This window comes from Roseomonas sp. CECT 9278 (assembly GCF_918698155.1).
In the GTDB taxonomy this organism is placed as follows: Bacteria; Pseudomonadota; Alphaproteobacteria; order Acetobacterales; family Acetobacteraceae; genus Neoroseomonas.
Genome location: NZ_CAKKLX010000056.1, coordinates 8,253 through 29,962 on the forward strand (window position 1 = coordinate 8,253; position 21,710 = coordinate 29,962).

At 76.0% G+C, this 21,710-nt stretch carries 3 protein-coding genes; all 3 read left to right on the plus strand.

Going from position 1 to position 21,710, the window contains the following annotated elements:
- Positions 1-4 precede the first annotated feature (4 nt).
- On the plus strand, positions 5-11,617 hold the full coding sequence (locus tag LQ222_RS23110; protein WP_230169232.1) for a non-ribosomal peptide synthetase: 11,613 nt from the start codon (positions 5-7) through the stop codon (positions 11,615-11,617).
- Positions 11,614-20,241: a non-ribosomal peptide synthetase gene (locus tag LQ222_RS23115; RefSeq protein WP_230169233.1), complete on the plus strand. Its 8,628-nt coding sequence runs from the start codon at positions 11,614-11,616 to the stop codon at positions 20,239-20,241. The genes LQ222_RS23110 and LQ222_RS23115 overlap by 4 nt, the downstream gene beginning before the upstream one ends.
- A partial coding sequence (locus LQ222_RS23120; protein ID WP_230169234.1) for a polyketide synthase occupies positions 20,241-21,710 on the plus strand: 1,470 nt, incomplete at its 3' end. The genes LQ222_RS23115 and LQ222_RS23120, both read left to right, overlap by 1 nt.

Here is a 21,710-nt window from a genome sequence, read left to right on the forward strand (position 1 = left end):
CGCCATGGATGGACAACAGCCGGTGGCGGGCATCGCCGACCTGGTCTCGGACCTGGCCGCGCGCGGGATCAGCCTGCGTATCGAGGATGGGCGCCTGCGCTACGCCGCCCCGCAGGGCGCGCTGGACGAGGCGACGCGCGCCGTGCTGCGCGCGCGGCGCGAGGATATCCTGGCCTTCCTGGCCCGCCCCGCCGCTCGTCCGGCGGAGGGGCTGCCGGCCTCCCCCGCGCAGAAGCGCCTGTGGTTCCTGGAGCGCGCGGGGCTCGCCGGGCATCGCTATGTCACGCCGGTGAACCTCGCGATCGACGGCGTGCTCGATGTCGCGGCGTTGCACCGGGCGATCGAGGCGCTGGTGCATCGGCACGAGGCGCTGCGCACCGCCTTCGTCGAGCGCGATGGGCGGCCGATGCAGGTGGTGCAGCCACCCGCGCCCTTCGCGCTGGCGGTGACGGAAGTGGCATCCGAGGCGGCGCTGGCCACGCTGGTCGAGGCCGAGGGTCGCCGCCCCTTCGACCTCACCGCGCCGCCGCTGCTGCGCGCGCGGCTGGTGCGCCTGGCGCCGGATCGCCACGCGTTGCTGATGGCGGTGCATCACATCGCCTTCGACGGCTGGTCGCTGACGGTGCTGCTCGAGGAGCTGGGCCGGCTGCAGGGTGGGCAGGCGCTTGCGCCGCTGCCACTGCAGATGCCCGACCTGGCGGCGGCGCAGGCGGCGCGGCACGACGCCGCCGGCGTGCAGTTCTGGCGCGCCGCGCTGGAAGGCCTCGAACGTACCGACCTGCCGACCGACCGCACCGGCGCGCCCGTGTCGCGCGGGGAGGGCGCATCGACGCGCTTCCGCCTGCCGGGTGCCGCCATGGCGCTGGCGCGCGAGGAAGGCACCACGGCCTTCGTGCTGCTGCTGGCGGCCTTCCTTGCCACGCTGGGGCGCGAGGCGGGGCAGGCGCGCCCGGCGGTGGGCGTGCCGGTCGCCAACCGCACCGAACCAGGCAGCGAGGGGCTGATCGGCTTCCTGGTGAACACGCTGGTGATGCGGGGCGACCTGCGCGGCGACCCATCCTTCCGCACGCTGCTGCGCCGGATGCGTGCCGCCTGGATGGCCGCGCTGCCGCATCAGGACGTGCCCTTCGACCATGTGGTGGAGGCCGTGCAGCCGGCGCGCAGCCTGGACGCCACGCCGCTGTTCTCGACCATGTTCGCGATGCAGGACAGCGCGGCGGCGGCGGCCGCGCCGCAACTGCCGGGCCTGCGCGCGCGCATGATGGACCACGCCGCGCTGGCCGCGCGCTTCGACCTGGAAGTGCATTGCTGGCCGGAGGGCGACGGCTTTGCCGGCATCGCCGTGCATGATGTGGGCGCGCTGGAGGCGGCCGACACGCAGCGCCTGCTGGCCCGCTGGACGGCGCTGCTGGAGGCCGCGGCGGCGGCGCCCGACGCGCCGTTGTCGGCGCTGATGGCGCCCTCCGTGGCCGACGCCGCCTGCCTTGACGCGCTGAACGACACCGCCGGCACCCAGGCGCCGCCGCTGCTGCACCCGTTGTTCGAGACGACCGCGCTGCGCCTGCCCGATGCACCGGCGTTGCAGGCGGGCGAAGCGACGCTGACCTATCGCGCGCTGGATGCCGCCTCGGCGCGCATCGCGCGCGCGCTGGCCGCGGCGGGTGCGGGGCCCGAGACGCCGGTGGCGCTGTGCCTCGACCGCGGGCCGTGGCTGCATGCGGCGATGCTCGGCATCCTGCGCGCCGGTGCCGCCGTGGTGCCGCTCGACCCTGACGACGCGCCGGCGCGCCACGCCGCCATCCTGGCCGCCGCCCGACCACCCCTCGGCATCGTCGAACCACGCCTGACCACGCGGCTGCCCGGCGTCACGCTGGTCGATCCCGCCACCGCCGATGGTCACGACACGCCGCGCGCCGCGCCGCATCCGGACAGCCTCGCCGCCATCATCTTCACCTCCGGCTCCACCGGCACGCCCAAGGGTGTCGAGGTGCCGCATCGCGCGCTGGCCAATGTCGCGCGCTGGCACGCGCAGCGGCTCGGAGACCGCGGCCGGCGCACGTTGGGCTTCACGCACCAGGCCTTCGACGTGTTCTTCCAGGAGGCCTTCAGCACCTGGGCGCTCGGCGGCACGCTGGTGCTGCTGGACGGCGCGGCCCGACGCGATGCGGATCGCATCGCCGCCTGCATCGACGATGCGCGCATCGAGCGCGTCTTCATGCCCTTCTCGCCGCTGTCGCTGGTGATCGACGCATTGGCGGCGCGCGGTGGCGGACAGTCGCTGACCGAGATCCACACCGCCGGCGAGGCCGTCCGCGCAACCCCGGCGCTCGCCGCCTTTCGCGCTGAACGCCCGGGCCTGCGCCTGGTCAACCACTACGGCCCGACCGAGGCCTATGTCGTCACCACGCACGAGGTCGCGCCGCAGGATGATCCCGTGCCGATCGGCCGCCCGCTCGGCGACCTGGCGGTGCGGCTGCTGGATCACGCGGGCCGTTCGCTGCCGCCGGGCACGGTGGGCGAGATCGCGGCCGCCGGCTGGGGCCTGGCGCGCGGCTATCGCGGCGACCCGGCGCAGACCGCGGACCGCTTCCGCCCCGACCCCGACGGCCCGCCCGGCGCGCGGTTGTATCGCACGGGCGACCAGGGGCGGCTCGGCGCCGATGGCGCGTTGCGCTACCTCGGCCGGCGCGACCACCAGCTGAAGCTGCGCGGCTTCCGCGTCGAGCCCGCCGAGATCGAGCGCGCGCTGCTCGCCGGCCCGGAGCTGCGCGCCGCCACGGTCGGCCTGCAGGACGGGCGGCTGGTCGCGCATGTCGTCGCCGCGCAGCCGGGCGCCGACCCGCTGCCCGCGCTGCGTGACCGCCTGCGCGAGGTGCTGCCCGACCACATGCGCCCGGCCGCGATCATGCTGCTGCCGGCGCTGCCGTTGCTGTCCAACGGCAAGCTCGATCGCGCCGCGCTGCCCAGGCCCGACGCGCCGGTGGGCGACCAGCCGCGCTCGCCGATCGAGGAGGCATTGGCCGCGCTGTTTGCCGAAACGCTCGGCGTCGCCGCGATCGGCATCCATGACGATTTCTTCGCCGCCGGCGGCCATTCGCTGCTGGCGACGCAGCTGGTCTCGCGCATCCGCGCCGCGCTGGGGGTCGAGCTGCCGCTGCGCAGGCTGTTCGAAGCGCCCACCATCGCCGGCATCGCCGCCGCGCTGGACGATGGCGCGGCGCCGCCGCTGCCGCCGCGCGCGGGCCTGGCGCCGGCCGATGCCGCGCCGCTGTCCTTCGCGCAGGCGCGGCTGTGGCTGCTCGATCGGCTGGGGCTGGCCGGGCATGCCTATACCATGCCGGTGGCGCTGCGGCTGCGCGGGGTGCTGGATGTCGCGGCGCTGGCCGGCGCGCTGGCGGGGCTCGCGGCGCGGCACGAACCGCTGCGCACCGCCTTCCGCGAGATCGACGGCGAGCCTCGGCAGATCGTGCTGCCGCCGCCCGCGCCGGCGCTCGACGTGATCGACGCGACCGCGGCGGAGCTTCCCGCCCTCCAGCAGGCCGAGGTCGAACGGCCCTTCGACCTCTCGGCCGGGCGGCCGATGCGGATGCGGCTGCTGCGCCTCGCTGCCGATGACCACGTGCTGCTCGGCGCCATCCATCACATCGCCGCCGATGGCTGGTCCCTGCAGGTGATCGTGCGCGAGCTCGGCGCGCTCTACGCGCATGGCACGACGGGCGCGGCATTGCCGCTGCGCTACGCTGACGTCGCCTGCTGGCAGCGCGAGACGATGCGCGGCGCGCGGGAGGAAGCCAGCCTCGCGCATTGGCGCGCGCGGCTTCCCGGCGTGCCGGCGCTCGCGCTGCCGCTCGACCGGCCGCGGCCCGAGCGCGAGAGCTTCAACGGCGCCAGCCTGCCGCTGCACATCCCGCCGGCGCTGGCCGCGCGGCTGGCCGCCTTCGGGCGCGCCAGCGGCGCCACGCCCTTCATGACGCTGCTGGCCGGCTTCCAGGCGCTGCTGCACCGGCTGTCGGGCCAGGCGCGCTTCGCTGTCGGCGCGCCGGTCGCCAACCGCAACCGCGGCGAGACCGAAGGGCTGGTCGGCTTCTTCGTGAACTCCCTGGCGCTCGACGCGGAATGCGCCGACGACCCTGACTTCGCGACGCATCTGGACCGCGTGAAGGCCGCCTGTCTGGGTGCCTTCGCGCATCAGGACCTGCCCTTCGAACGGGTGGTGCAGGACCTGGCACCGGGCCGCGACCTCTCGGCCAACCCGCTGTTCAACACCATCTTCGCCGTGCAGGCGGGCGAGACCATGGCGCCGCGCTTCGACCTGCCGGGCCTGGCGGTCGAGGTGCTGGCGCCGCCGCGCATGACCGTGCGCTTCGACATGGAGCTGCACCTGTGGCCGCAGGCGCAGGGCTTCAGCGGCTTCCTCGCCTACAACCGCGACCTGTTCGACGCGGCGACGGTCGCCGCCTGGATCGAAGGCTACCTCGCGCTGCTGGAAGCGGCGGCGCGCGCGCCGGCCACACGGCTCTCGGCGCTGCCGCTGATGCGCGCGGCGGCGATCGTCGCGCCGCTCGAAGGTGCGCCGGCCGCGCGCAGCGACATCCCCGCGCGCTTCGCGGCCATGGCGGCGCGCGACCCCGATGCGCCGGCGCTGGTCGGCGATGGCTTCGCCATCAGCTATGGCGAGCTGGATCGCCGCTCGGCCGCCCTGGCCGAGGCCATCGCGCGCGCCGGCATCGGCGCGGAGGACGTGGTCGCGCTGGACCTCGATCGCGGGGCGGAGGCGGTGATCGCCATGCTCGCCACGCTGCGCGCCGGCGGCGCTTACCTGCCGATCGACCCCGCGATGCCGGCGGCGCGGCGCGAGGGCGTCCTGGCGCAGGCGCGCGCCGCGCTGGTGATCGGCCCGGGCCTGGTCGTGCGGGATGCCGGCGCGATGCCGCGCGCCGATGCTATCGCGCCGGACCGCCTTGCGGCCATCATGGTCACCAGCGGCAGCACGGGCACGCCGAAGCTGGTCGGCGTGACGCATGCCAACATCGCCTCGCGCTGCATCGCGCCGGCCTTCATCGAGGCCGGCGCGCAGGAGGTCGTGCTGCTGCACGCGCCGCTCGCCTTCGATGCCTCGACGCTCGAGATCTGGGCGCCGCTGCTCAATGGCGGCGCGGTGGCCATCGCGCCGCCGGGGCGGCTGTCGCTGGCCGACCTGGCGGGCTTCCTCGACCGCCATGGCGTTACGCGGCTGTGGCTGACCGCCGGGCTGTTCCGCGAAATGGCGCTGGCGCATCCCGCCGCGCTGCGCGGCCGCCGCCAGGTGCTGGCCGGCGGCGACGTGGTCGCGCCCGATGCGGTGCGCGCGATGCTGGGGCATGGCGCGGCCTTCACCAACGGCTACGGCCCGACCGAGACGACCATCTTCGCGCTGACGCAGGATGTGGCGGAGGTCACGCCCGGCGCCATCCCGGTCGGCCGGCCGGTGAACGGCACCACGGTGCAGTTGCTCGATGCCGCGGGGCGTGCCGTGCCGCGCGGCGTGCCGGGGGAGATCTGCGTCGGCGGCGCGGGTGTCGCGCGCGGGTATCTCGGGCGGCCCGACCTGACCGCCGAACGCTTCCGCCCCGACCCGTCCGCCGCCACGCCGGGCGCGCGGCTGTATCGCACCGGCGACCGCGGGCGCATCGGCAGCGCCGGCGCGGTCGAGTTCCTCGGGCGCATCGACCGCCAGGCGAAGATCCGCGGCTTCCGCGTCGAGCCCGCCGAGATCGAGGCCGCGCTGCTTGCCCAGCCCGGCGTCGCGCAGGCCGTGGTCGGCACGCCGGCCGGCCCGGATGGCGAACGGCGCCTGGTCGCCTGGGTGGTGCCCGCCGAGGGCGAGCGCGACGGCACGCTGCGCGGCTGGGCCGACCTGTTCGACCAGCGCATCTACGGCGCCGAGCGCGCCGCCGATGCCGCCTTCGACACCACCGGCTGGATCAGCACCTATACCGGCGCGCCGATCCCGGATGCCGAGATGCGCGACTGGGTCGCCGACACGGTGGAGCAGGTGCTGGCGCGCCGCCCGCGCGCGGTGCTGGAACCGGGCTGCGGCACCGGCCTGCTGCTGCGCCGCATCGCGCCGGCGACGGACAGCTATTGCGGCACCGATGCCTCCCAGGTGGCGCTCGATCGCATCCGCGCCGATCTCGATCTGCCGCAGGTGGTGTTGCGGCGGCAGGATGCGGCGGATTTCACCGGCATCGCGCCGGGCAGCCTCGACTGCGTGCTGCTGAGTTCGGTGGTGCAGTATTTCCCCGGCCTGGCCTATCTGCGCGAGGTGATCGCGGGCGCGCTGCACGCGCTGCGGCCGGGCGGCGTGGTGCACCTGGCGGACATCCGCGACCTGCGGCACCAGCGCCGGCTTGCCGCCGCGGCCGAACTGGCGCGCGCGCCGGACACCGCCACCGCCGCCACGCTGCGCGCCGCCACGGACCGCCGGGTGGCGCAGGAAGCGGAACTGCTGATCGACCCTGCCGCCTTCGCCACCATGGATGGCGTCGCGGCGGTGGAGCTGCGCCTGCAGCCCGGCCCGGCGCACAATGAACTGACGCGCTACCGCTACACCGCGGTGCTGCATCCGACGATGCCGGATTGGGCGGCGGCGCCCTGCGTGCCGACGGACGACCTCGACGCGGTCGCGGCGCGGCTCGCGCGCGGGGAAGCCTTCGTCGCGACGGGCCTGCCCAATGCGCGGCTGCTGGCCGACGCCGCCGCGCAGGATGCGCTGTCGGCCGCCGCGCCGGCCACGCCCGCTGCCGCCCTGCGTGCCGCCGCGACCGCGTGGGCCTCGCATGGCGTCGATCCGGCGGCCGTGCTGGCGCTGGCGCGCGCGCAGGGCTGGGACTGCGTGCTCGCGCCCTCCGCCGACCCCGACCGCTTTGATGCCGGCTTCCATCGCCCCGGCGCGCCGCCGCCGCGCATGCCCGCCTGGCAGCCTGCGGCGCGCCTGCCCGACATGCTCGCCAATACGCCCTCCGGCAGCGTCGCCGCGCTGGTGCCGGCCTTGCGCAGCGCGCTCGAGGCCCTGCTGCCGCCGCCGATGGTGCCCACTGGCTTCGTGCTGCTGCCGCGCCTGCCGCTGACCGCGATCGGCAAGGTGGACCGCGCCGCGCTGCCGCTGCCGGCACCCGAGGCCGCCGCCTTCGCCCCCCCGCGCGACGGCGCGGAGCGCACGGTGGCGGAAGCCTTCGCGCAGGCGCTCGGCCTGCCGCGCGTGGGCCGCGACGATGATTTCTTCGCGCTGGGCGGACATTCCCTGCTCGCGGCGCGCATCGCCGCGACGCTGCGCGAACGCCTGGCGCGTGATGTGCCGCTGCGCCTGTTCTTCGAAGCACCGACGGTCGCCGCGCTGGCGGCGCGGCTGGAGGCGCTCGACACCACCGCGCCGCAGGCCGCGCTTTCGCCCGACGCGGCCGCGCAGCATATCCCCTTCCCGCTGACCGACGTGCAGCAGGCCTATTGGATCGGCCGCGACAGCAGCTTCGCGGTCGGCGGCACCGCCGCGCATGTGTATTTCGAAGTGGACGCGCAGGGCCTCGACCTCGACCGCTTCGAGGCCGCCTGGAACGTCGTGGTGCAGCGCCACGGCATGCTGCGCGCGGTGGTCGGCGCCGACGGCACGCAGCGCATCCTGGCGCAGGTGCCGCGCTACGCCATCGCCCGCCACGATCGGCCCGACGGCGTGCGCGAACGCCTGGCGGAGGAGATGCCCCCGCCGGACCGCTGGCCGCTGTTCCGCGTCGAGGCCTCGCGCCTGGCCGATGGCTGGCGCCTGCATGTCGGCATCGACACGCTGGTGATCGACGCGCACAGCCTGAACCTGATCTTCATCGAACTGCGCGACCGCTACGACGGCAAGGCCCCGCCACCGCCGCTCGCCTTGTCCTTCCGCGATGTCGTGATGGCGCGCATCGCCGAACAGGACCGCCCGGCCTATGCGGCGTCGCGCGCCTATTGGACCGCGCGGCTCGACACGCTGCCGGATGCGCCGGCGTTGCCGCTGGCGCCGCTGCGACGCGACGGGCCGCCGCGCTTCGCGCTGCTGTCGCACCGGATGGATCGCGGCGCCTGGGCGCAGATTCGCGCCCGCGCCGCGGCGCGGGGGCTCAGCCCGACCTCCGTCGTGCTCGCCGCCTTCGCCGAGACGCTGGCCTTCTGGACGCGCGAGCCGGACTTCACGCTGAACCTCACGCGCTTCGACCGCCCGCCGCTGCATCCGGAGATGACGGACCTCGTCGGCGACTTCACCGCGCTGCTGCTGCTGGCGGTGCAACGCAGCCCCGGCGCGACCTTCGCCGAGGCCGCCGGCCGCCTGCAGCGCCGCCTGTGGCAGGACCTCGAGCACCCGCATCCCGGCGCGGTGGCGCTGATGCGCGAGATCTCGCGCCGCCGCGGCCGCCCGCCCGGGATGCTCTTCCCGGTGGTCTTCACCAGCCTGCTCGGCCTGCCGGGCAAGGAGGATGGCGCGGATGCGCTGCACCGCTTCGGCCCGGTCGGCTTCCGCGCGGCGCAGACGCCGCAGGTCTGGCTGGACCACGGCGTGGCCGAGATCGGCGGCGAACTCGCGCTGACCTGGAACGTGCTGGACCAGGCCTTCCCCGATGGCGTGGCCGAGGCGATGTTCGGCGCCTACCTCCGCCTGCTGACCAACCTCGCGGCCGGTGACGCGGCGTGGGATCGCGCGGTCGCGCCGCAACTGCCCGCGGCGCAGCAGGCCGAACGCCGTGCGATGAACGCGACGACGGTGCGGCGCGAACCGACGCTGCTCCAGGCAGGGCTGCAACGCGCCGCGCAGCGCCACGCCGGCCAGGCCGCGGCCATCGCCGGCGGCCGCGTGCTGACGCATGGCGAATTGGCGGCCCGCGCGCATGGACTGGCGCAGCGCCTGGCCACGATGGGAATCGGGCGCGGCAGCATTGTCGCCGTCGCGCTGCGCAAGGGGTGGGAACAGGCGGTCGCCACGCTGGCGGTGCTGGAATCCGGCGCGGCCTACCTGCCGGTCGATCCCGCGCTGCCGGCGGAGCGGCTGCGGCTGCTGTTCGCCGATGCCGGCGTGCGCGTCGTGCTGACCCATGCGGCGCTGGTCGATCGCGGCTGGCCGGATGGCAGCGTCGCGCTGGCCGTCGCGGACGCACCACTGGTCGCCGGCGCGCCGGGCCACGGCACGACGCCCGAGGATCTCGCCTACATCATCTACACCAGCGGTTCGACCGGCCGGCCGAAGGGCGTGGCCATGCAGCATGGCGCGACGGCGAATACGCTGGCCGACCTTGAAGGCCGCCTGGCGCTGACGCCGGCGGATCGCGTGCTGGCGCTCTCGGCGCTGTCGTTCGACCTGTCGGTGTGGGACCTGTTCGGCGTGCCCGGCGCCGGCGGCGCGGCGGTGATCCCGGTGGATGGCGAGGAGCGCGACCCGCAGGCCTGGGCGCGCCTCGCGGCCGAGCATCGCGTCACGCTGTGGAACTCCGTGCCGCAGCTGCTGCAGATGCGCTTCGACGTGGCGGACGCCGCCGCGCCGCCGCCGCGCGCCGTGCTGTTGTCGGGCGACTGGATCCCGCTGCCGCTGGTGGATGCGGCGCGCCGCCGCTGGCCGTCGTCGCGCCTGGTCTCGATGGGCGGCGCGACGGAGGCGGCCATCTGGTCGATCCTGCACGAGATCGGCGCGCCCGATCCATCATGGTCCTCGGTGCCCTATGGGCGCGCGATGGAGAACCAGACCATCCAGGTGCTCGCGCCCGATGGCGCGGCGCGGCCCGACTGGGCGGAGGGCGAGATCCACATCGGCGGCATCGGCCTCGCGCAGGGGTATTGGGGCGACGCGGCGCGCACCGCGGCCGCCTTCATCCGCCATCCGCAGACCGGCGACCGGCTCTATCGCACCGGGGATGCCGGGCGGGTGCGCCCCGGTGGGGTCGTGGAGTTCCTCGGCCGCCGCGACGGCCAGGTGAAGGTCAACGGCTTCCGCATCGAGCTGGGCGAGGTCGAGGCCGCGCTGGCCAGCGCGCCCGGCGTGGCGCAGGCGGCCGCGGCCGTCACGCAGGATGCGGCGGGGGGCAAGGCGCTGGCCGGCTTCGTCATCGCCGCGACGGGCATCGCGACGGCGCCCGTGCTGCCGGCCGATGCGCTGCCGGCCGCCGCCGAGGCGGCGCTGGCCGCCGCACCGGCGGAACCCGCCGACGACGCCTTCCACGCCGCCTGGCAGGCCGAGGACGCGCGCCATGCGCGGCTGGTCGAATCGGCGCTCGCCGCCTTCGGCGTGTTCCAGGGGCCCGAGGAACGCTGGGAGGCGCCGGCGCTGCTCGCGCGCTGCGCCATCGCGCCGCGCTATGCGGCGTGGCTCGACCGCGGGCTGGCGCGGCTTGCCGCGGCCGGCGCACTCGCACGCAGCGGGCCGGCCTGGGTCGCGCGCCGCCCGCTGCTGGCCGACGATGCCGGCGCGGAGCTCGCCGCCATCCTGACCGAGCGCGTGCATTCCGCGCAGCTCTATGCCGACCCAGCCATCCCGGCGCTGTACGAACGCATTTTCGGTGGTTGCCATCGCGCGCTGGCCGGCGCTTTCGCCGCGGTGCTCGCGCGCCTGCCGGCGGGACGGCCGCTGCGCGTGCTGGAAGTCGGCGCCGGCTATGGCACCGCGACGCGCCACCTGCTGCCGCTGCTGCCGCCGGGCGCCACCTATCGCTTCACCGACATCTCGCGATTCTTCCTGGATCAGGCGGAGCGCGACTTCGCCGCCACGCCGGGGCTCGAGACCGCGCTGCTCGATCTCGATCGCCCGGCGGCGACGCAGGGCGTGGCGCCGGGTTCGGTGGACATCATCGTCGCCGCCAGCGTGCTGCACGATGCCAGCCGCATCGCGCCGACGTTGCAGGATCTCGCGGTGTCGCTGGCGCCCGGCGGCGTGCTGCTGGCCATCGAGGAGACCACGTTCCACGCGGTCTATGACCTCGGCATGGGCTTGCAGCAGGGCTTCGACCGGATGACGGACCGCGAGCTGCGCCCGGACCATCCGCTGCTGTCGCGCGCGGGCTGGCGCGCCGCCTTCGCGCAGGCCGGCTTCGCCGAGAGCCGCTGCATCGCGCGGCCCGGCAGCATCCCCGATGCGCTCGGGCTCGATGTGCTGATCGCGCAGGCGGGCACGACGGCGCGTGGGCCGTCGCCCGATGCCGTGCTGGACCACGCGCGTGCCGTGCTGCCCGAACACATGGTCCCGCGCAGCGTGACCGTGTTGCCGGCCCTGCCGCTGTCACCCAACGGCAAGCTGGATCGCGCGGCGCTGGCCGCGCTGGCGCCCTCGCGCGCCGCGGCACCCGGGCTGGCGCCGCGCACGCCGCTGGAGGGCGAGCTGCTCGGCATCTGGTCGCGCCTGCTGGCGCTGGACACGCTCGGAGTCGAATGCGACCTGTTCGCCCATGGCGCGGACAGCCTGGTGGCGACGCGCGCCGTCTCCCTGATGCGCGAGGCGACGGGCGTGGAACTGCCGCTGCGCACCATCTTCGAACAGCCCAGCGTCGCCGCCCTCGCGGCCGCGGTGCAGGCGCGCCGCTGGGTTGCCGATGACGCGGCGGATGACGGAGAGGCCGAGCTGCTGTGACCGCCACCCTGGCCCAGGCGCCGATCGAAGCCGTGCTGGCCGCGTTGCGCGACCGCGGCATTCGCCTGCGCGCGCGCGAAGGCCAATTGGCCGTGACCGCACCCGATGGCGCGCTGACGCCCGACCTGCGCGCCCTGCTGCTGGCGCGCAAGCCGGAACTGCTGGCCTTCCTGGACGCGGCGGTGCAGGCCACCGCGGGGATCGGCCGCTGCGCGCCCGAGGGCGATCGCGCCCCCGCCAGCTTTGCGCAGGCGCGGCTGTGGTTCCTGGAACGGCGTGGCGATGCCGGTGCCGGCTATGTGGTGCCGCTCAACACGCGGCTGCGCGGCGTGCTCGATGTCGCGGCGCTGCGCGCGGCGCTGGATGGGCTGGTGGCGCGGCACGAACCGCTGCGCACCGTGTTCGAGCCGGGCAGCGAGGACGATGCGCCCGTGCAGCGCGTGCTGCCGCCGGCGCCGGTGCCGCTGCCGATCGACGACCTGTCCTTCCTCGACGATCCCGCGGCGGCGCTGCGCGCGGCCGCCGAGGCCGAAGCCGCGCAACCCTTCGACCTCACCTGCGAGACGCCGCTGCGCGCGCGCCTGCTGCGCCTGGGCGCGCAGGACCATGTGCTGCTGCTGGCCTTCCACCACATCGCCGTGGATGGCTGGTCCTTCGGCGTGATCCTCGCCGAGATCGCCGCCCTGCACGACGCCGCGCAGGCCGGTCGCGACGCCGCGCTGCCGCCCTTGCCGGTGCGCTACCGCGACTATGCCGCGTGGCAGCGCGAACGTGCCGCCGAGGATGGCCTCGACGCCGCTCTCGCGCGGTGGACGCAACGCCTTTCCGGCGCGCGTCCGCTGGCCTTGCCGCAGAGCGGCGCTGGCCCGCGCGGGCGCGGTGCGGCGCGGCGGCTGCGCCATCCCGTGCCGCACCTGGCCGCGGCCTGCGCGCGGCTGGATGCGACGCCCTTCATGGTGCTGTTCGCCGCCTGGGCGGTGCTGCTGTCGCGCCTGGCGGGCGAGGATGCGGTCACGCTGGGTTCGCCTGTCGCGAACCGCCAGCGTGGCGAGACCGAGGGGCTGGTGGGCTTCTTCGTGAACGCGCTGGCGCTGCGGCTCGACCTGTCGGGCGGGCCCAGCTTCGCCGAGGCCGTGGCGCGCGCCCGCACGACCTGCCTCGACGCCTTCGCCGACCAGGAGGTGCCCTTCGAACGCATCGTGCAGGCGCTGCGCCCGGCGCGCGGCGCGGGGGGTGCCACGCTGTTCGGCCAGGTCTTCGCGCTGGTGCCGAAGCCCGGCGCGCCGCCCGCGCTGGCCGGGCTGGTGGCGGAACCGCTCGCCGATGGCCCGGTTGCGGCGCGCTTCGAACTGGAGCTGCACGCCAGTGTCGATGACGGCGTGGTGGAGCTGCTCGCGGCCTACGACACCGGCCGGTTCTCCGCGATCGCCGTCGATGCCATGCTGGGGCGCTACGCGCGTCTGCTCGATGCGCTGCTGGCCGACCCGATGCAGTCCATCGACGCGCCGTCGCTGCTGCTGCCCGGCGAGGATGCGCGCATCGCCCTGCACGAGGCCGGCCCGCCCGCGCCGCCGCCCACCAGCCTGGTTGCGCTGGCGGATGCCGCGGCAGCGCGCTGGCCCGATGCGCCGGCGCTGCGCGATGCGACGGGCGGCATGACGCATGGCGAACTGCACGATGCCTCGCTGCGCGCCGCCGCGGCGCTGCACGCGCTGGGCGTGCGGCCCGGCGACGTCATCGGCTGGCAATTCGACCGCAGCGCATCGATGGTCGCGGCGTTGCTCGGCCTGCTGCGGATCGGCGCGGCCTGGCTGCCGCTCGACCCTGCGCTGCCGGCGGCGCGGCGCGCGGAACTGCGCCGCCTGGCGGGCGTGTCGCGCGTGATCGGCGCGGATATCGACGTCGCGGTGCTGCTGGCAGGCGCCGCGCGGCATGCCGGCACGCCACCCGGCGCGCAGGACCTCGCCTACCTGATCTTCACCTCGGGTTCGACCGGCACGCCCAAGGGCGTGGCGGTCACCCAGGCCGGTGCGGCCAACCTTGCGATGGCGCAGGCCGCCGGCTTCGGCAGCGGGCCGGGCAGTCGCGTGCTGCAATTCGCCTCGCCGGGGTTCGACGCCAGCGTGTCGGAGATCTTCGCCACGCTGGCGGGCGGCGGCGAACTGCACCTCGCACCGCGCGATGCGCTGCTGCCGGGGCCGGACCTGCTGTCCACGCTGCGTGCGCGGCGCATCACCCACGCCACCCTGCCGCCTGCCCTGCTGCGCGAGATGCCGCCCGCCGACCTGCCGGCGCTTCGCACGATCGTCACCGCGGGCGAGGCCTGCACGCCCGGCATCGTCGCGGCCTGGGCGCCGGGCCGACGCCTCATCAATGCCTATGGCCCGACCGAGGCCTCGGTCTGCGCCGCGCAGGGCGCGCTGGATGACGCCGAGGCCGCGGCCGATGCCGTGCCGCATGTCGGCACCCCGATCGCCGGTGCGGTGGTGCGCATCCTGGATGCGGCGGGACGGCGTGTGCCGGCGGGCGCGACCGGCGAATTGTGCGTCGGCGGCGCCGGGTTGGCGCGCGGCTACCACAATCGTCCCGACCTGACGGCGGATCGCTTCCGGCCTGACCCGCATGGCGCACCGGGCGCGCGGCTGTACCGCAGCGGCGATGCCGCGCGCTGGCGCGACGATGGGCGCATCGAGGTGCTCGGGCGGCTCGACGCGCAGGTGAAGCTGCGCGGCGTGCGCATCGAACCCGCCGAGGTCGAGGCCGCGCTGCGCGCGCTGCCGGGCATCGCCGATGCCGCCGTGGTGGCGCAGGACGGCGCGCTGGCCGCCTTTGCCGTCGCCGAACCGCCTGGCATCGAACTATGGCCCTCGATCGCCGAGTTCTTCGTCTATGACGAATTGCTCTACCACGCGCTGGCGGCGGACGAACGGCGCGCGCTTCCCTATCGCGACGCCATCCGCGCCGTGGTGCCGGGCCGCGTCGTGCTCGATGTCGGCACGGGCGGGGAGGCGATCCTGGCGCGCGAATGCGTCGCCGCCGGTGCGCGCCATGTCTTCGCGGTGGAACTGCTGGAAGCGTCCTATCGCCAGGCGCAGGCGACCATCGCGCGGCTTGGGCTGACCGACCGCATCACGCTGATCCGCGGCGATGCGCGCAGCCTGGTGTTGCCCGAGACACCGCATGGCCCGCCCGAGGTCTGCGTCAGCGAGATCGTCGGTTCGCTGGGCGGTGCCGAGGGCGCGGCGGCGATCCTGGATGCGGTGCGGGCGCGCCATCCGGGCATCCGCATGTTGCCGCGGCGCAGCCTGACGCTGGCGGCCCCGGTGGAGCTGCCCGAGGCGGTGCTGGCCGCGGCCGGCTTCGCCGCCACCGGCGCGCACTACGCCGAGCGCGTCTTCGCCGATGCCGGGCGGCGCTTCGACCTGCGGCTGTGCCTGCGCCGCGTCGGGCGTGACGCGCTGCTGGCCGATCCCGCGCCCTTCGAAACGCTGGACCATGAAGCACCCGATGCCGGGCAGGGCACGCAGGCCAGCCGCCGCGTGGTGACGCGCGACGGCGCCATGGCCGGCATCCTGGCCTGGCTGACGCTGGAATTGGACGACGCCACGCGGCTCGACACGCTCGATGGCGAACATGCCTGGCTGCCGGTGCTGCTGCCGCTGCCCGATGGCCCGCTGCCGCTGCGCGCCGGCGACGTGGTCGAGCTGCGCTGCGACTGGACGCGCTGCGCCAATGGCCTGAACCCCGACTATCGCGTGGCGTTGCGCGTGCTGCGCGATGATGTCGAGGTCGCGGCGCTCGTGCTCGACAGCCCGCATGAAGCGGCCGGCGTGGGTGGCAGCGCGCTGCACCGGCGCCTGTTCGGCGGTGCCACCCTGCCGATCGCCCCCGCCGCGCCGGACCCCGCCGCGCTGCGCGCCGCCCTCGCCGAACGCCTGCCCGATGCGCTGGTGCCCGCCCGTATCGAGATGCTGCCCGCCCTGCCGCTGACGCCGGCCGGCAAGGTGGATCGCCGCGCCCTTGCGCTGCGGGTCCCGCCCGAACGGGCGCTGCGCGAGGCCGTGCTCGCGCTGCCGGGCGTGACCGGCTGCGCGGTGCGCCCGGGCAGCCCACCCTTGGCGCTGTTGACGCTGGCGCTCGACCACGATGCCGCGCCGCATCTCGCCGCCGCGCAACTCTCGGCATGGCGCGACCTGCATGAAGGCCTGCACGCCGAGGACGCCGCCGCCGCCGACCCCTTCCATGGCTGGCGCAGCGCGCTGACCGGGCAGCCCATTCCCGCCGCGCAGATGGCCGCCTGGCGCGATGCGACGCTGGCGCGCCTGCGTGCCTTCGCACCGCGCCGCGTGCTCGAGGTCGGCGCCGGCACCGGCATGATCCTGCACGCGCTGGCGCCGCAGACCGGGCACTACCACGCGACCGATACCTCCGCCCCCGCGCTCGCGCGCATCGCCGCGCGGCTGGCGCCCGCGGATGCGGCGAAGGTGGTGCTCGAACGCCGCGACGCGGCGGATGTCGAGGGCCTGCCCGGTGGCTTCGACCTGATCGTGCTGAATTCGGTGGTGCAGTATTTCCCCTCGCTCGACTACCTGGCGCGCGTCGTGGCCGGGCTGCGTGCGCGCCTCGCCCCCGGCGGCGTGCTGTTCCTCGGCGACCTGCGCCATCGCGGGCTTGCCGACGCCTTCGCCGCGCGCGGCGGCCGGCCGGTGGCCGACGAGACGGAGTTGCTGATCGACCCCGCCTGGCTCGGCACGCTGGGCATGGCGGCCACCGCGCTGCTGAAGCACGGCGATGCCGGCTGCGAACTGACCGACTGGCGCTTCGATGCGCTGCTGCGCGAAGCACCTGCCGCGCCGGTGCCTGCGCTGCCCTGGGACGGTGCCTTGCCGCCGGCGGCGACGCAGCCGCTGCGCGTCATCGGCATCCCCAATGGACGGCTCGGCACCGGTGTCGATCTCGCGGCGCTGCGCGCGCAGGCGCCTGGCTGCTCGCTCGAAGCCGGCTTCACGGCCGACGACCCGACGCGCATGGATGCGCTGCTGGTGCCGCCGGACATGGCGGCCGATCCCTTCGCGCTGCCGCTGCCCCGCGCGACCGGCGCGCCGGCCAATGATCCGCTGCGCGCGCGCCGCCGGGCCGAAGCCGCGCGCGCCATCGCCGACAGCCTCGCCGAACGCGGCCTGGTCGCCGAGATCCGCGTGGTCGAGGCGCTGGACGACGCCGACGCGCCCGACCAGCCGCGCGACGAGGCGGAACGCGCGCTGGCCGACCTGTGGTGCGACCTGCTCGGCCGCGCATCGGTGGGGCGCGAGGATGATTTCTTCGCCCTGGGCGGCCATTCGCTGCTGGGCATGACGCTGATGGCGCGCATCCGCGCGCGCTTCGGGGTTGATCTGCCGGTGAAGGCGCTGTTCGACGCGCCGCGCCTGGCGGACCTCGCGGCCGCGCTGCGCGATGCGTCGGCGGTCGCCGCGCTGCCCGACGACGAGCCGGGCGACTGGCCGCTGGCCCCCGCGCAGGAACGGCTGTGGTTCCTCGAACGCCTGGCACCGGGCAATGCGGCCTATGTCATGCCGCTGGCGCTGCGCTTCGCCGGTGGCGCGGATGCCGGGCGGATCGAAGCCGCGATCGCCGCGGTGCTGGCGCGCCACGCCGCGCTGCGCGGGCGCGTGGTGCCCGGCCCCGCGCTGCGCATCGACCCGCCTTTGCCGGTGACGCTGCCGGTGATCGACGGCGATGCGGCCGAGGTGCAGCGCCTGGCGCTCGCGCCCTTCGCGCTGGCGGGCGACGACAGTGGCCCGCTGTGGCGCGCCACGCTGGTGCGCCTGGCCGATGGCGATGCCGTGCTGGTCTTCGCGGTCCACCACATCGTCGCCGACGGCATCGGCATGGGCGTGGTGATGCGCGACCTGGCCGCCGCGCTGCGCGGCGATGCCCTGCCGCCGCCGCCGCGCCCGTCCTATGGCAGCCTGGCCGCCGCGCGCCGCGCCGAAGTCGAAAGTGCCGCACTGCACGCCGCGCTGGACGACGCGGCGGCGCGGCTGCGCGGCATCCCGCCGCTCGACCTGCCGGCCGACCGGCCGCGCGCACCGGTGCGCGACGCCGCCGGCGCCGCCGTGCCGCTGTGCATCCCGCCCGCCGCCGCCGAGGCCATCCGCGCCCTGGCACGCGCCGAGCGCACCACCCCCTACGCCGTGCTGCTGGCCGGCTGGGCGGCGCTGCTGCATCGGCTGTGCCACCAGGACCGCATCGCGATCGGCGTGCCGGTCGCCGGGCGGCCGGCGGGGGCGGAGGAAACGCTCGGCCTGTTCGTCGATACCGCGGTGGTCGCGGCGGATTGCGCGGGCGCCACGACCTTCCGCGCGCTGCTGCGCCAGGTCGCGGCGGAATCGCGCGGCGCCATCACCGCCGGCCTGCCCTTCGAACGCCTGGTCGGCGCCGTGCGGCCGGATCGCGACCCGTCGCGCACGCCACTCGTCGAGACCACGCTCACGCTGCAACCGCCCTTCGATGCCGCGATGCTCGACGGCAGCGGCGCGACGCCCTTCCCGCTGCACGCCACCGCCGCGCGCTTCGAACTGGAACCGAGCCTGTGGGAGGACGCGCAGGGCTTCGGCGGCACGCTGACCTACGCCGCCGCGCTGTTCGACGCCGCCAGCGCGCGCAGCATCGCGGACGGCTTCACCACCCTGCTGGCGGACGCCGTCGCGTCGCCGGACAGGCCGATCGGCGCGCTGCGCCTGCTGGCGCCGCATCACGCCGCGGCGGCGGGCGCCGCGGGAAGCCCGCGCCGCGTCATCGCCACCGCCGGCACGCTGCATGGGCGCTTCGCTGCGCAGGCCGCCGCGCGGCCCGATGCGCCCGCCATCGGCGTGCCCGGGCCGCAGGGCATCGCCTGGACCAGCCATGGCGCGCTGGCGGCGCGCGCGCGCGGCATCGCGCAGGCGCTGGCGTCGCGTGGCGTGGGGCGCGGCGATCGCGTCGGGCTGCTGGTGGACCGCGATGCGGATGGCATCGCCGCGCTGGTCGGCATCCTGATGGCGGGCGCGGCCTATGTGCCCGTGGACCCCGCCACGCCGCCGGCGCGCGCCGCCGCGCTGCTGGCCGGCGCGCGGCTGACCGTCACGGCCAGGCCGCTGCCCTGGGCGGGGCCGGCGCTGCGGCTGGCCGAAGCCCCCGCCGATGGCCCCGCGCCGCCCGGCGCGGCTGGTGCCGACGACCTCGCCTATGTCATCCACACCTCGGGTTCGACCGGCACGCCGAAGCCGGTCGGCGTGCCCCATGCCGCCGCGCTGCGCCTGTTCCCCGCCAGCCACGGCGTGCTGGTGCCGGGGCCCGGCGATGTCTGGTCCTGCCTGCATTCCCTCGCCTTCGACTTCTCGGTCTGGGAGGTCTGGGGCGCGCTGCTGCATGGCGGCCGCCTGGTGCTGGCCCCCGAGGAATTGCGCCGGTCCCCCGACGCCGTGCTGGCGCTGCTGGCCGATGCCGGCGTGACGGTGCTGAGCCAGACGCCCTCGGCCTTCGCGCAGCTCGATGCGGCGGATGCGGCGGCGGGCGGGCCGGCGCTGGCGCTGCGCCACCTGGTCTTCGGCGGCGAGGCACTGGACTTCGCCGCGCTGCGCGGCTGGTTCGCCCGGCGCGGCGATGCATCGCCCATCGTCACCAACATGTACGGCATCACCGAGACCACCGTGCATGTCACCCATCGCCGCGTGCGCGCGGCCGATGCGCAGGCCGGCGGCGCCAGCCGGATCGGCGTGCCGCTGGAGGATCTCGGCCTGCATGTGCTGGGTGCGGACGGGCAGCCGGTGCCGCCGGGCTTCCCGGGCGAATTGCATGTCGCCGGCGCCGGCCTGGCCTGGGGCTATCTCGGCCAGCCCGCGCTGACGGCGGAACGCTTCATCCCCGACCCCTTCGGCGCGCCGGGCGGACGGCTGTATCGCACCGGGGACCGGGCGCGGCGGGCGGCGGATGGCGACCTCGACTACCTCGGCCGCGCCGATGCGCAGGTGAAGATCCGCGGCCACCGCATCGAACCGGGCGAGGTGCGCGCCGCGCTGCTCGACGCACCCGGCGTGGCGGATGCGGCGGTGGAATCGCGCGGCGGCGCGCTGGTGGCCTGGGTGGTCGGCAGCGACGCGCCGCCCGATGCCGCCGCGCTGCTGGCCGCGCTGCGCGCCCGGCTGCCGGGCTACATGGTGCCGGCGCGGCTGGTGCCGATGGACCGGCTGCCGGTGACTGCGCAGGGCAAGCTCGACCGTGCCGCGCTGCCGGACCCGGCGGCGACGCCCATCGCCGGCGCGGTGCCGGCGACGGCGCTGGAAGCCGCGCTGGCCGTTGCCTGGGCCGACAGGCTGGGGCTCGCCACCGTGCCGGTGGATGCCAACCTGTTCGACCTCGGCGGCCATTCGCTGATGGTGCCGGGCCTGGCGGAAGCCAGCGCCGCCGCGGCGGGCCAGCCGGTCGCGGTGCTCGACATCTTCCGCCATCCGACGGTGCGCGGGCTGGCGGCGGCGCTGACGACCCAGGACAGCCCGCCGCCCGCCGAGACCGATGACGGCGGCGCCCGCCGCGCCGGGCGCGCGCGCCTGGCCCGCGCCCGCGCCGCGCGGGACGGCGCGTGATGACCATCGACGACACCGCCATCGCCATCATCGGCATGGCGGGCCGCTTTCCCGGCGCGCCCGATATCGACGCGCTGCACGACCTGCTGATGGCCGGCCGGTCGGGCATCGTGGCGGTGGCGCCGCAGGACGACCCGACCGGCCAGGCCGGCGAACCTGGATACGTCGCCGCGCGCGGCGTGCTGGACGGCGCCGAGCTGTTCGACGCCGCGCTGTTCGGCATCGCCCCGCGCGACGCCGCGCTGATGGACCCGCAGCAGCGCATCTTCCTGGAATGCTGCTGGGCGGCGCTGCAGGAAGCCGGCATCGCGCCGCAGGGGCCGGGCTGCGCGGGTGCCGGGATCTTCGCCTCGGCCTCGATGGCGACGCATTGGCTGGGGCACGCGGCGGGCGCCGGGCTGGCGGGCCTCGGCGGCATCGCGGCGGTGGACAAGGACATGCTGGCCGGGCGCGTGGCCTATCACCTGGGCCTCGGCGGGCCGGCGGTGGGGGTGCAGACGGCCTGCAGCAGCAGCCTGGTCGGCGTGCACCTGGCGGTGCAGGCGCTGATCGCGGGGGAATGCGACGTCGCGCTGGCCGGCGGCGTCTCGATCACCGTGCCGCTGCGCGCCGGCTATATCCACCAGCCGGGTGGCGTGATGAGCCCCGATGGCGCCTGCCGCCCCTATACCAGCCAGGGCGCCGGCACGGTGAAGGGCGATGGCGCCGCGGTGGTGGTGCTGCGCCGGCTGGCCGATGCGCTGGCCGCCGGCGATGCCATCCGCGCCGTGATCCTGGGTTCGGCGGTGACCAATGACGGGCGGCGGCGCGCCGGCTTCGCCGCGCCGGGGCTGGACGGCCAGGCGCGCGCCATCCGCCAGGCCCTGCAGGTGGCGGGCGTCGCGCCGGCCGCGATCGGCTTCGTCGAGGGCCACGGCACCGCCACGCAGGTCGGCGACGCCATCGAATTGCAGGCCCTGGCGCAGACCTTCGGCCCGCCGCGCGAAGGCATCGCGCCACCCGTGCTGGGCGCCGCCAAGGCGCAGCTGGGGCACATGGATGCGGCGGCGGGCGTGGCCGGGCTGATCAAGGCCGTGCTGGCGGTCGAGCATGGCGTCATCCCGCCGGCGCTGCATCCCGGCCCGCCGCATCCCGGGCTGGCCGCCAGCGGCTTCGTGCTGGCCGAGGCCGCGCGGCCCTTTCCGCGCCGCGACGGGCCACGCCGCGCCGGCGTCTCGTCCTTCGGGCTGGGCGGCACCAATGCGCATGTGGTGATCGGCGAGGCACCGCCCTGCGGCCCGCGCAGCGCGCTGCCGCGCACGGTCTTCGCCCGGGTGCGCCATTGGATCGATGCGCCGGTGGCCGCCGATGCGCTGCCGGGGGGTGCCGCGCTGCTGGCCGCCGGGTGGCGCAGCCTGCCGCCGCCGCCCGCCACGCCGCCCGGCCCGTGGCTGGTGATCGCCGCCGGCCGGCGCGGCGCGGCGCTGGCC

Bases quoted from the DNA above. Each gene is read 5' to 3' on its own strand.
- LQ222_RS23110 (WP_230169232.1), top strand. From the start codon at position 5: ATGGATGGACAACAGCCGGTGGCGGGCATCGCCGACCTGGTCTCGGAC.